The following is a 13,346-nucleotide window of genomic DNA, read 5'->3' as shown; positions in this document are numbered from 1 at the left end:
GGATTATCCAGGTCAAGCGTTGCGGGCGTGGCCGTGCACCTTGCACGAGGCCTCGGACAGGATGGCCACGCACAATTCTGCATAGCTGATCCCCACGGCCTTTGCGGCCATGGGCACCAGGGAGTGGCCGGTCATGCCGGGCGAAGTATTCATTTCAAGCAGCCAGGGCCGGTTGTCGGCATCGAGGATGAAATCCGCGCGGCCCCAGCCTTCGCAGCCCAGCGTCTGATACGCCTTGACGGCAATCCGCGCGACTTCTTCAGCAACGTCCGCAGGCAAGGCGGCCGGGCAGAAATACTGCGTGTCGTCGGAGAAATACTTGTGTTCGTAGTCGTAGTTGCCGCCCGGCGCCGCGATCTCGATCACGGGTAGCGCGCGCGCCGCCTTGCCCGAGCCCAGCACGGCCACGGTCAGTTCGCGCCCGGTGATGAACTGCTCGGCCAGGACCTCGCTGTCGTACTGCGCGGCTGCGGCGTAGGCTTCCTTCATGTCGGAGTAACCGACGACCTTGGTGATGCCCACGGTCGAGCCTTCATGCGGCGGCTTGATGATCAGCGGCAGTTGCAGACGGTCGGGGACCAGGCGCAGTTCGGTATCGGCGTCCAGCACTTCAAAGTCGGGCGTGGGCAGGCCATGCTGCAGCCAGATGCGCTTGGTCATGGTCTTGTCCATGGCCAGCGCCGAGGCCATCGGGCCGCTGCCGGTGTAAGGGATGCCCAACAGTTCCAGCGCGCCCTGCAGGGTGCCGTCTTCTCCGTAACGGCCGTGCAGTGCGATGAATACGCGATCAAAGGCTTGATCAGCCAGTTCGGCAAGACTGCGCTCGCCGGTGTCGAACAGGTGCGCGTCCACGCCGGCGCTGGTCAGCGCCTCGTGCACGCCCTTGCCGGACATGAGCGAGACTTCACGTTCGGCGGACCGGCCGCCGTACAACACACCCACCTTGCCGAATTGCTTGCTCATGCCAGCTCTCCCACCTGGGCCGGGACCTTGCTGATCGAACCCGCCCCCATCACGATGACGACGTCGCCATCGCGCACGAAATCCACAACGGTCTGCGGCAGTTCCGCCACGTCTTCCACGAACACCGGCTCGACCTTGCCGGCCACGCGCAGTGCCCGCGAGAGCGCGCGTCCGTCGGCTGCGACCAGCGGCGGCTCGCCCGCGGCGTAGACCTCGGTCAGCAGCACCGCGTCGGCGGTGCCCAAGACGCGCACGAAGTCCTCGAAGCAATCCCGCGTCCGCGTGTAGCGGTGCGGCTGGAAGGCCAGCACGATGCGGCGGTCGGGCCAGGCGCCGCGCGCCGCAGCCAGCGTTGCCGACATTTCGACCGGATGGTGGCCGTAGTCGTCGATCACCGTGAAGGTGCCGCCGCCATGGTTGGCCGGCACCGGGAACTCGCCCGTCTGGGTGAAGCGGCGGCCCACGCCCTTGAAGGACGACAGCGCCTCGCAGATGGCGGCGTCGGACACGCCCAGTTCGGTTGCCACGGCAATCGCGGCCAGCGCGTTGCGCACGTTGTGCAGGCCCGGCAGATTCAATTCGACGTTCAGCGGCGGCAGCAGCGTGTCACGATGGGTGCGCTGCACGTTAAAGCGCATGCGCGTGCCGTCCGGCCGCACTTCATACGCCCGCACCTGCGCGTCCTCGTTCAGGCCGTAGGTCGTGATGGGACGCGACACGAACGGCATGATCTCGCGCACGTTCGCGTCGTCCGAGCACAGCACGACGCTGCCATAGAACGGCAGGCGCTGCGTGAATTCGATGAACGCGCTCTTGAGCCGCGCCACGTCGTGCCCGTAGGTGTCCATGTGATCGGCATCGATATTGGTCACGATGGCCATCACGGGCAGCAGGTTCAGGAACGAGGCGTCCGACTCGTCGGCCTCGACCACGATGTAATCGCCCTGCCCCAGCCGCGCATTGGCGCCCGCCGAATTCAGCCGGCCGCCGATCACGAACGTGGGATCCAGGTCGCCCGCCGCCAGCACGCTGGCGACCAGGCTGGTCGTGGTGGTCTTGCCGTGCGTGCCGGCCACGGCGATGCCGCGCTTCAAGCGCATGAGCTCGGCCAGCATAATGGCGCGCGGCACCACCGGGATGCGCGCCGAGCGCGCCGCGATCACTTCGGGGTTGTCCCCCGCCACCGCCGTGGACGTGACGATGGCGCTGGCGCCCGTGACGTTGCTGGCGGCATGGCCGATCGCGATCTTCACGCCCAGCGCGGCCAGGCGGCGCGTCACCGCCGACTCGTTCAGGTCGGAACCGCTGATGTCGTAGCCCAGGTTCAGCAGCACTTCGGCAATGCCGCTCATGCCCGAACCGCCGATGCCTACAAAATGGATATGTTGAATTCTGTGTTTCATGATGAACGCCCCGCTGCTTGTTCACAGACGTCGGCGATATGGGCGGCCGCGTCGGGACGCGCATGCGCGCGGGCACGGACGGCGACAGCCTCGAGTTCTTGTCGGGTGCGCTGGCTCAGCCAATCCGCCAGCCACTCGGGCGTCATGGCGGTCTGCGGCTGCAGCCAGGCGGCCTGCGCATCGCTCAGGAAGCGCGCGTTGGCGGTCTGGTGGTCATCGATGGCGTGGGGGAACGGCACGAACAGCGCCGCGACGCCGGCGGCCGCCACTTCGGACACCGTCATGGCGCCCGCGCGGCAGATCAGCAGATCGGCGTCGGCCATGGCGCCCGCCATGTCGTCGATGAAGGCGCGGCAATCGGCTTGCACACCCGCCTGGGCGTACGCCTGCTGCAGCGCCGGCAAATGTTGTTCACCGGCCTGGTGAACGACCGTCGGCCGGTGGCCGATCGGCAGACGCGCAAGCGCCTGCGGCACGGTGGTATTCAAGGCTTGCGCCCCCAGGCTGCCGCCCACCACCAGCACGCGCAGCGGGCCGCTGCGGCCGGCATAGCGTTCGGCGGGGTCCGGCAAGGCGCACAGGTCGGCGCGCACCGGATTGCCCATGGCTTCGCCCTTGGGCAGCACGCCGGGGAATCCGCTCAGCACGCGGCGCGACATCTTCGCCAGGCATTTGTTGGCGGTGCCGGCGACGGCATTCTGTTCGTGCACGACGAGCGGCGTGCCGCGCAGCGCGGCAATCACGCCGCCCGGGAACGCCACGTAGCCGCCCATGCCCAGCACCACATCTGGACGCACGTCGGACAGCCGCGACCACGCTTGCGCGAACGCGCGCAGCAAGAGGAAAGGCAGCTTGAGCAGCGCGGACGCGCCCTTGCCGCGCACGCCCTGGAAGCGCAGCGGCACCAGTTCGATGCCGCGCGGCGGCACGAGGCGGCCTTCCATTTTGTCGGGATTGCCCAGCCACAGCACGCGCCAGCCGCGTTCGCGCAGCACATCGGCCACGGCGAGGCCTGGCATGATGTGGCCGCCGGTGCCGCCGGCCATGATGAGAATGGTGCGGGCGGCGGTCATACCCGTCCTCCGCGCATCATGATGCGGTTTTCCACGTCGACCCGGATCAGCATCGCCAGCGCGCACAGGTTCATCACCACGCCCGAACCGCCGTAGCTCATCAGCGGCAGCGTCAGGCCCTTGGTGGGCAGCAGGCCCAGGCACACGCCCATGTTGATGAACGACTGCACGCCGAACCACATGGCCACGCCGTGCGCGACCAGACCGGCGAACGTGCGTTCCATGGCGATGGCCTGACGGCCGATGTCGAAACCGCGATAGACGATGATCGCAAACAACGTGATCACCAACATGACGCCGGCAAAGCCCAGTTCCTCGCCCACCACCGCCATCAGGAAGTCGGTGTGCGCCTCGGGCAGGTAATGCAGTTTCTCGACGCTGGCGCCCAGGCCCACGCCGAACCATTCGCCGCGGCCCAGCGCGATCAGCGAGTGCGACAGCTGATAGGCGCTGCCGTAGGCGTTGTCTTCGTTCCAGGGATCCAGGTAGGCGAATAGACGCGCACGGCGCCAAGGCGACAGCCAGATCAGCATCAGGAACGTGCCCACCAGCACGGCGAGCAGGCTGCTGAAATACTTGCCGTTGATGCCGCCCAGGAACAGGATGCCGATGGCGATGGCCACGATCACCATGAACGCGCCCAGATCGGGTTCAAGCAGCAGCAGCATGCCAACGCCGGCCAGCGCGAACGCCATCGGCAGGAAGCCGCGGGCAAATGCCTGCATGTGCTCCTGCTTGCGAACCGTGTAGTCAGCCGCGTACAGCAAGGCGGCAAGCTTCATCAGTTCGGATGGCTGGAAATTCAGCGGACCCAGCGGGATCCAGCGGTGAGCGCCGTTGACTTCGCGGCCGATGCCGGGAATCAGCACCGCCACCAGCAACACCATCGTCACCACGAAAAGCGGCACGGCCAGGCGTTGCCAGACCCGGATGGGGATCGCCAGCACCACGGCGGCGCCAAGCAGCCCCGCGCTCACGAAGAGGCCGTGGCGGATCACGAAGTAATAGCGGCCATAGGACGCATAGCGCGGGCCGTCGGCCAGCGCGATCGACGCCGAATACACCATCAGCAGGCCGAGCAGCAGCAACGTCGACGCCGCAATCACGAGCGGCAAGTCGAAGTTGCGCATGCGGGTACGGCCGGGCCGTACGGCATTGACGCTGGCGGTGAGATCGGCGATCAGGCTCATCGTGCGGCCTCGGCGCCACGCGTCACGGATTTTGCCCAGGAAGCGGCGTTGCGGTTCATGCCACCTCCCCACGGTCGCGGGCCAGGTCTTCGACCTCTTCCACGAATACCTGCCCGCGATGCGGGTAATTGCGGAACATGTCCAGGCTGGCGCACGCCGGCGACAACAGCACGGCGTCGCCCGGCTGCGCCAGTTCGGCCGCGCCGCGCACGGCGTCGCGCAGGGTCTCGACCGTCAGGCACTTGACGCCGGTTGGCTCCAGCACGCGGCCGATCTCCGGGCCATCCAGGCCGATCAGCATCACCGCGCGCGCATGGCGCGACACCACGGGAATCAGCGGCGAAAAATCCTGGCCCTTGCCCTGGCCGCCGGCGATCAGCACCACGGGCTGGCCCAGGCCTTCCAGCGCGGCCACGGTGGCGCCCACGTTGGTGCCCTTGCTGTCATTGATGTAGTCGACGCCGCCGATGGTGCGCACGAAGGCCGCGCGATGCGGCTCGCCCGCGTAGTCGCGCAGCGCGCGCAGCATGGCGCCCCAACCCAGATCCAGGCAGCGCGCAAGCTGCAGCGCGGCCAGCGCGTTCAGCGCGTTGTGGATGCCGCGGATGCGCAATGCGTCCACGGGCATGAGCCGACTCATGCGGCCCTTGGCGCGCACCGGTTCGGGCGCGTCCTTCTTGCGCCGCGTGGGCGGCGGGGGCTCGTCGAAATCATTGGACTCGCAGGCCGTCAGCCACGCCACGCCCTGTCCCAGTTCGAGTCCCATGTCGCCCACCAGCTCCGGCACATCGCGGCCAAAGCTGCGCACATTCATGGCGTTGAGCGACGACACCATATCGACGGTCATCGGATCGTCGCGATTGACGATGGCGACGCGCGCCATCTTCAGAAGGCGTCCCTTGGCATCGGCATACGCCTGCATGCCGCCGTGCCAGTCCAGGTGATCCTGGGTCACGTTCAGCACGACAGCCGCGTCGGCCATCAGCGTGCGGGTGGTTTCAAGCTGGAAGCTGGACAGTTCAAGCACCCACACCTGCGGCAGCGCGTCCGTGTCCAGCGCGTCCATCAGCGCGGACAGCGCCGCAGGGCTGATGTTGCCGGCGGCGATCACCGTCAGACCGCTGGCGTCGACCAGTTGCCGGGTCAGCGCGGTGACGGTGGTCTTGCCGTTGGTGCCGGTCACGGCGAGCAGTTTCGGGCGATATTCGCGGTCGACGGCCAGATCCGCCAGCGCGCGGGCAAACAATTCGATCTCGCCGACGACTTCAATGCCGCGGGCCTCGGCCTCGCGCAGCACGTCGGCGGCGGGCGCCTGCGTTGGCGCCAGCCCCGGACTCAGCACGACCTGCGACACGCCGTCCAGCAGATCGATGGCAAACGACTCGTCGCAGCCCAGCCGGTATTCCACTTCGTTTTGCGCCAGCGACTCGCGCAGCGCGGCCAGGCCTCCCGGTTCCGCGCGCGTGTCGGCCACGCGCAAGCGGGCGCCCTGTCGGGCGCACCAGCGTGCGGCGGCGACACCCGTCTCGCCCAATCCGAGGATCAGCACGAGCGGCGCGTCAGCGCGGGAGGTTTCCATCATATTCATCGCAACTTCAGCGTAGAGAGGCCAATCAGCACCAGCATCATGCTGATGATCCAGAAACGCACGACCACCTGGGTTTCCTTCCAGCCGCCCACTTCAAAGTGATGATGCAACGGGGCCATTCGGAAAATGCGTCGACCTGTTCCATAACGTCGCTTCGTGTACTTGAACCAGGTCACCTGGATCATCACCGACAAGGTCTCGACGACGAACACGCCGCCCATGATGAACAGCACGATTTCCTGGCGCACGATGACCGCGATCGTGCCCAACGCACCGCCCAACGCGAGCGCGCCGACGTCACCCATGAACACTTGCGCCGGATACGCGTTGAACCATAAAAATGCGAGCCCCGCGCCCCCGATCGCCGCGCACAGCACCATCAATTCCGATGCGCCGGGAATGTACGGAAACAGCAGGTACTTCGAATAGTCCACGCGGCCGACCACGTAAGCGAAGATGCCCAGCGCGCTGCCGACCATCACGGTCGGCATGATGGCCAGGCCATCCAGCCCGTCGGTCAGGTTCACCGCGTTGCTGGTGCCGACGATCACCGCCCAGGTCAGCGCCACGAAACCGAGCACGCCCAGCGGATAGCTCACCGTCTTGAAGAACGGCACGATCAGGTCGGCGCGCGTCGGCAAGGCCATCGTGAAACCGCTGCCCACCCAGGCCTTGAACAGGGGCCAGAGTTCGGTATTGGCGGGAGCGGACACCGCGAACGCCAGATACACCGCAGCCACCATGCCGATGGTGGCTTGCCAGAAGAACTTTTGCCGCGCGGGCATGCCTTCGGGATCGCGATAGACCACCTTGCGGTAATCGTCGCGCCAGCCGATCCAGCCAAACCCGAAGGTGACCAGCAGAACGACCCACACGAAGCGGTTCGTCCAGTCCGCCCACAGCAAGGTGCTGATGGCGATGGAGATAAGGATCAGCACGCCGCCCATGGTCGGGGTGCCGGTCTTGACCAGGTGCGATTCGGGACCGTAGGTGCGCACGGCCTGGCCGATCTTCATTTCGGTCAGCTTGCGGATGACGCGCGGACCGGCCACCAGGCCAATCACCAGCGCCGTCGCGCACGCCAGCACGGCGCGCAGCGTGATGTATTCGAACACGCCCAGCGCGCGAACATCGTCGGAAAGCAGGCGGGCGATCTCAAGCAGCATGCTGCTCTCCCTGCCCCGCGGCTGCCGTACCGTCATTCAAAGAAAAAGCCGTCACTACCCGCTCCATGCGCATAAAGCGCGATCCTTTTACCAATACGCAGGACGGGCGCAAGCCGCGCAAGGCGGCAACGACTTCGTCTACCGATGCGCAGGCGTGCGCGCCAGGACCGAATGCGGCGGCTGCCGCCCGGCTGGCTTCGCCTAGCGTGATGAATGCGTCGAGCCCATGCTCGCGCGCGTAATTGCCCACCTCGACGTGCATGGCCGGGCCGTTGTCCCCGACTTCGCCCATGTCGCCCAGCACCAGGGCGCGCGTGCCGCCGATCCGCGCAAGCACATCGATGGCCGCGCGAACCGAATCGGGGTTGGCATTGTAGGTGTCATCGATGAGCAACGTTCCGTCACTCATTCGCTTGTGCTGCATGCGGCCGGCCACCGGGCTGAAACCCGCCAGCGCACGCACCGCGGTTTCGAGCGGCGCCCCCGCGGCAATGGCGCTGGCGATGGCGGCCAACGCGTTGCGCAGGTTGTGCAATCCCGCCACCGGCAGCGTCAGGTCGGCAACGCCGACCGGCGTCACAACGCGGCAACGCGTGGCGTCCACTTCCGCGATGATCTGTTCCGCGTAGACGTCCAGGCCGGGCTGCAACCCGAACCGCAGCACGCGGCGCGGCGCGGCCAGCGCATCCCAGATGGCAGAGTAAGGTTCGTCGCCCGGATACACGGCGACACCATCGGCCGGCAGCGCGGCAATCGCGGCGCCATTTTCATGCGCGACCGCTTCGACGGTGTGCATGAACTCCTGGTGCTCGCGCTGCGCATTGGTGACGAGCGCTACGGTCGGCGCGGCAATGGCGGCAAGCTGTGCGATTTCACCGGGATGGTTCATGCCCAGCTCGAACACGGCGGCACGATGCCCGGCCCGCAGGCGCAGCAAGGTCAGCGGCACGCCGATGTCGTTGTTCAGATTGCCGGCCGTGGCCAGGCGCCCCGCTTCGCCCTGCCATTCGGCGAGCATCGCGGAGATCATTTCCTTGGTCGTCGTCTTGCCGTTGCTGCCGGCCACCGCCACCACGGGCAGCGTAAACCGGGCGCGCCAGGCAGCGCCGATGCGCGTCAGCGCCACGCGCGTATCGCCCACGACAAGCTGCGGCAATCCGGCATCGGCAACACGGTGCGCGACGAGCGCCGCGCACGCGCCGCGCGCGGCTGCCTGATCAAGGTAGTCGTGCGCGTCGAAGTTTTCGCCCACCAGCGCGACGAACAGCTCGCCTTCGCCGATGCGGCGCGTGTCGGTGGACACGCCCGGCGCCTGCTGCAACAGCAGCGCCACACGCGCCCATTCGCGATCGTCGAAGGGCAGCTTTTCGCCGCCGATGTCCTGATAGGTTTCGTGACCCTTGCCCGCCAGCAGCACCACGTCTTCCGGCGACGCCGCCCAGATCGTCTGCAGGATGGCGCGCGCGCGGTCGACTTGCACGTCGGCATGCGCCGCTTCGGGCACGCCGGCCAGGATCTGCTCGACGATCGCCTCGGGCGACTCGGTGCGCGGATTGTCGCTGGACACCACGACGTGGTCGGCCAGCTCCGCTGCGATGCCGCCCATCACGGGGCGCTTGCCTGGATCGCGCTCGCCGCCGCAGCCGAACAGGCACACCAGACGCCCGGAACGCGCCGTGGCAACGGCACGCAGCGCCAGCAGCGCGCGGGACAGCGCGTCCGGCGTATGAGCGTAGTCCACCACCACCAACGGACCGCGAGCAGTATGCGCCGGCAAACTGACTGCCGGTTCCACGGTCTGCAAACGGCCATCGACGGGATCGGTCGCCGCCAGTTCACGCGCAATCTGCGCGAACGGCAGGCCCAGCTTGTACAGCACGCCCGCCACCAGCAGCAGGTTCGACACGTTGTGCGCGCCCAGCAGGCGCGTCACGATCTGGGCTTCGCCATGCGGCGACACCAGCGTGAAGATCTGGCCCTGCGACGTGGCCTGCAGATCGCGCGCACGCATCGCGGCGGGGATCGCGGGATCGTCGCTCAGGCTGTAGCCCATCGGCGTCACGCCGTCCGGCAGGCTGGCCAGCATACGGCGCCCTGCCTCATCGTCGGCATTGATCACCGCGGCGCCCAGGCCGGGCCAACGGAAGAGGCGCGCCTTGGCCGCTTCGTAGCGTTCCATCGTGACGTGATAGTCCAGATGGTCGCGCGTCAAATTCGTAAAGGCAGCCAGCGCCACGCGCACGCCATCCATGCGGCCTTGCTCGATGCCGATCGACGAGGCCTCCATGGCCACGGCCTTCGCGCCGGCGTCGCGCATCGCGGCCAGCGTGCGGTGCACGGTCAGCACATCCGGCGTCGTCAGGCTGCCGCCCAGCGTCTGACCGTCGGGCAGCACGGCGCCCAGCGTGCCGATGGTGCCGCAAGCCTTGTCGTTGCGGCTCAACGCATGGGCAATCCATTGCACCGAAGAAGTCTTGCCATTGGTGCCGGTCACGGCAACCACCGCCAGCGCCGCCGACGGACGGCCATACCAGGTGTCGCCCAGTTCGCCCAGCAGCGAGCGCAGGCCCGTCACGGCAAGCATGGGCGTGCCGGCCGACGCGGCTTGCACGGCATCGGTGGCCGGCGCGTCGAACAGCACCGCGCTGGCGCCCAGCGCCAACGCCTTATCTATATAGAGACGGCCGTCGCTCGACAGTCCCGGGCACGCGACGAACACGTCGCCCGGCTCGATGTCGCGCGAGTCCAGCTTGAGATGCGCGGTCAACGACACGCGCTCATGCAACCACGCCACGGTCTCGGCAACCGTGGCGACAGGGGAAGAGAGGAAGCCGTTGGCGCTCATCTGCCTGGCTCCTTGATACCAGCAACAATCGTGGATTCAAACGGTGCGTCGGGCCGCACCCCCATCAGCCTCAGGCTCCCCCCCACGATATGGGAGAACACGGGCGCGGCGATTGCGCCGCCGTAATAACCGCCAATCGTCGGTTCGTCGATGGACACGGCCACCACGATCTTGGGATCCGACACCGGCGCAAAGCCCACATACGAACTGCGATACCGTTGCGTGCTGTACTTGCCGTCCACGATCTTGCGCGCGGTGCCGCTCTTGCCCGCTACGCGGTAACCCTGCACCTGGGCGGCCTTCGTGCCATCGGGACCGGTGGCGGCCTCCAGCATGGCGCGCACCAGCGCGGTCGTCTTTTGCGAGTAAATCTTCACGCTGGTCGGATCGCTGTCGCGCTTGACCAGGGTCAGCGACACCATGTCGCCGTTACGTGCAAAGACGGTATAGGCGCGCGCCACTTGCAGCAGCGACACGGACAGGCCGTAGCCATAGGCCATAGTGGCCTTTTCAATCAGACGCCAGCGTTCCCACGGGCGCAGACGGCCCGGTGCGGCGCCGGGGAATCCCACTTGCGGCGCCTGGCCGAGGCCCAATTCGGTGAAGCGGTCCCACATTTCGCGGGATTCCAGCTTCTCGGAGATCATCGTCATGCCGATGTTGCTGGACTTGCGCAGCACGCCCGCAACGTCCAGCGTGCCGTTGCGGCTCACGTCGCTGATCGTGCTGCCCTGATACGTGAACCGGCCGTTGCCCGTCTCGAACTGCGTCGACGTGCTGATGCGGCCCAGGTCCAGCGCCAGCGCGGCGGTAAAGGGCTTCATGATGGAGCCCGGCTCGAACGTATCCGTGATCGCCTGGTTGCGCAGGTTGGCGCCATGGAAGGTTTCGCGGTTGTTCGGATCGAAGGTCGGCACGTTGGCCAGCGCCAGGATCTCGCCTGTGTGCACGTCCACGACCACGGCCGTCGCCCCCTTGGCGCGGTGCTTGTCCATGGCGTCCTTCAGTTCCTTGAACACCAGGTACTGCAGACGCGTGTCGATGGACAGGCGCAGGTCGCGACCGTCTACCGGCAACGTGACGGCCTGCACGTCTTCGATGACGCGGCCCAGCCGGTCCTTGATGACGCGGCGGCTTCCCGGGCGGCCCGACAGCTGCTGGTTGAACGTCAGCTCAACGCCTTCCTGCCCCTGATCTTCGACGCTGTTGAAGCCCACCACGTGGGCCATCACGTCGCCGTCCGGGTAGTAGCGGCGGGTTTCGGGCTGCTGGTGCACGCCCGGCACCCCCAGCTGCTTGATCTTGTCGGCCACATCCATCGAGACCTGACGCTTCAGGTACACGAAGTTCTTGTCCTCATCGACGAAGCGGCGGCGTAGATCGCCCGCCGGCGTGTCCAACAGCTTGGCCAGCGAGTCGAGCTGCGCGGGCGTGGCCTGCTTCACGTCTTCCGGAATGGCCCAGATGGCGCGCGCCGGCACACTCGATGCCAGCACCGCACCATTGCGGTCCATGATCTTGCCGCGCGTGGCAGCCAGCGTCAGCGTGCGCTCGTAGCGGCGCTCGCCCTGCTGCTGCAAGAACTCCGTCGACAAACCCTGCAGGAACAGCGCGCGGCCGGCCAGCACGGTGAATCCGCCAAACAGCAGAATCAGCACCAGGCGCGCGCGCCACGTGGGCAAACTTCCGCGCAGCACGGGATTGTCGAAGAAGGGCACGCGCTTCATTGCGTGCCTCCGGCGGCCGCAGGCACGGGCGCCTGATTCATATAGAGCGTACGGTCAGGCACGATGGGAATCATCTTCAGACCGTCGCGCGCAATGGCGTCGACCCGCGCATTGCGGGCCAGTTCGGCGCGCTCCAGTTGCAGGCGGCGCCAGTTGGTTTCGAGGTCGCGCGCATGCGCCTGATCGCGGCCCAGCTCCACGAAGAGCTGGCGCGACTGATACCGGCTGGTGACCAGGGAAATGGCCGACAGCATCAGCAAAGCCGCAACGATCAGATTGACGCGACCCATCAGCGGCGCCCTCCCTTTCCGCCACGCCGGGGCGGCGGGGCGAGGTCGCTGCCGGGCAGCGAGCCGATCTTCACAAACGCAAAGCCGCCTTCGGCAGGCAGCGGCGTTTCGGTGCGCTCGGCCGCACGCAGGATGGCGGAACGGGCGCGGGCGTTGGACGAGACTTCATCGTCCTCGGCCACGACCTTGCCGAGGGAGCGCACAACGGGTTGGGGCATTTCGCTTTCGCGCAGGGGCAGGCGTGCATGCGCGGCAGCCGGCCTGGCCGCCGCCGCGATGCACTGCTTGACCATGCGGTCTTCAAGCGAATGAAAGCTGATCACCGCCAACCTCCCCCCCGGGGCAAGCAGGTCTAAAGCTGACGCGAGGGTGCGCGCGAGCTCTTCGAGTTCCCGATTGATGTAAATCCGTAAAGCTTGAAAGGTGCGTGTGGCCGGATGTTGCCCCTTTTCGCGCGTGCGGACGGCGCTGGCGACGCACTCGGCAAGCTCGAGCGTGGTGCGCAGCGGCCTTGTTGCGCGGCGAGCAGCAATCGCCTTTGCAACCTGAAAAGCAAACCGTTCTTCGCCATAATCCGCTATGACCTCCCGCATCTCATCCACACTGGCTTGCGCCAGCCAATCCGCCACCGTGGGACCACGAGTGGTGTCCATCCGCATATCGAGCGGGCCGTCTCGCATGAACGAGAAACCGCGCTCGGCATCGTCGATCTGAGGCGACGAAACGCCCAGATCCAGCATCACGCCATCGACCTTGCCGATGCCGCGCTGCTCCAATTCTTCGGCCATGGTGGCAAAGCCTCCATGTACCACCGTGACCCGCGCATCCTCGGCCGCCAGCGCGTTGGCGACCGCAATGGCCTGCGGGTCCTTGTCAAACACGACCAGCCGGGCCTGCTTGCCCAAGCGGCCAAGCAACTCGCGGCTGTGGCCGCCCCGGCCGAAAGTGCCGTCGACAAAGACGCCGCTTTCGATTCGCGTAGCCACACCCTGCCCATCCTGCGGCTGCGACCGTGCCGCGCCCTTGCCGCCAAAACCGGGCAGCAAAAGCGCGTCCACCGTCGGCGCCAGGAGGACGGGCCGATGTTCGAATTCCATAACT

At 66.9% G+C, this 13,346-nt stretch carries 10 protein-coding genes; all 10 read right to left on the bottom strand.

Annotated features, from left to right (window positions below; all coding sequences use genetic code 11):
• Positions 1–12: 12 nt before the first annotated feature.
• The 10 genes from CLM73_RS03760 to rsmH are packed head-to-tail and all read right to left on the bottom strand — an operon-like array spanning position 13 to position 13,342.
• Positions 13–963, bottom strand: a complete 951-nt coding sequence (locus CLM73_RS03760) for a D-alanine--D-alanine ligase (RefSeq protein WP_105237362.1) — start codon at positions 961–963, stop codon at positions 13–15.
• Complete coding sequence (gene murC / locus CLM73_RS03755) at positions 960–2,366, bottom strand: UDP-N-acetylmuramate--L-alanine ligase (RefSeq protein ID WP_105237361.1); 1,407 nt, start codon at positions 2,364–2,366, stop codon at positions 960–962. Before murC ends, CLM73_RS03760 begins: the two co-directional genes overlap by 4 nt.
• A complete protein-coding gene (gene murG / locus CLM73_RS03750; RefSeq protein WP_105237360.1) occupies positions 2,363–3,439 on the bottom strand; it encodes an undecaprenyldiphospho-muramoylpentapeptide beta-N-acetylglucosaminyltransferase in 1,077 nt (358 codons plus the stop codon). Before murG ends, murC begins: the two co-directional genes overlap by 4 nt.
• A complete protein-coding gene (ftsW, locus tag CLM73_RS03745; RefSeq protein WP_105237359.1) occupies positions 3,436–4,629 on the bottom strand; it encodes a putative lipid II flippase FtsW in 1,194 nt (397 codons plus the stop codon). The genes murG and ftsW overlap by 4 nt, the downstream gene beginning before the upstream one ends.
• 55 nt (positions 4,630–4,684) lie before the next feature.
• A complete protein-coding gene (murD, locus tag CLM73_RS03740; protein WP_105237358.1) occupies positions 4,685–6,217 on the bottom strand; it encodes a UDP-N-acetylmuramoyl-L-alanine--D-glutamate ligase in 1,533 nt (510 codons plus the stop codon).
• A complete protein-coding gene (gene mraY, locus CLM73_RS03735) occupies positions 6,214–7,383 on the bottom strand; it encodes a phospho-N-acetylmuramoyl-pentapeptide-transferase (protein WP_105237357.1) in 1,170 nt (389 codons plus the stop codon). The genes murD and mraY overlap by 4 nt, the downstream gene beginning before the upstream one ends.
• A complete protein-coding gene (gene murF / locus CLM73_RS03730; protein WP_105237356.1) occupies positions 7,373–10,228 on the bottom strand; it encodes a bifunctional UDP-N-acetylmuramoyl-L-alanyl-D-glutamate--2,6-diaminopimelate ligase MurE/UDP-N-acetylmuramoyl-tripeptide--D-alanyl-D-alanine ligase MurF in 2,856 nt (951 codons plus the stop codon). The genes mraY and murF overlap by 11 nt, the downstream gene beginning before the upstream one ends.
• Entirely contained in the window at positions 10,225–11,955 is a 1,731-nt protein-coding gene (locus CLM73_RS03725) for a peptidoglycan D,D-transpeptidase FtsI family protein (protein ID WP_105237355.1), read from the bottom strand. Before CLM73_RS03725 ends, murF begins: the two co-directional genes overlap by 4 nt.
• Entirely contained in the window at positions 11,952–12,245 is a 294-nt protein-coding gene (gene ftsL, locus CLM73_RS03720; protein ID WP_056569320.1) for a cell division protein FtsL, read from the bottom strand. Before ftsL ends, CLM73_RS03725 begins: the two co-directional genes overlap by 4 nt.
• Positions 12,245–13,342 carry a 16S rRNA (cytosine(1402)-N(4))-methyltransferase RsmH gene (rsmH, locus tag CLM73_RS03715; protein ID WP_105237354.1) on the bottom strand — a complete coding sequence of 366 codons (1,098 nt, stop codon included), beginning with the start codon at positions 13,340–13,342 and terminating at the stop codon, positions 12,245–12,247. The genes ftsL and rsmH overlap by 1 nt, the downstream gene beginning before the upstream one ends.
• Positions 13,343–13,346 lie beyond the last annotated feature (4 nt).

The organism is Achromobacter spanius (assembly GCF_002966795.1).
In the GTDB taxonomy this organism is placed as follows: Bacteria; Pseudomonadota; Gammaproteobacteria; order Burkholderiales; family Burkholderiaceae_B; genus Achromobacter; species Achromobacter spanius_D.
This window is presented reverse-complemented; position numbering and strand designations above follow the sequence as displayed.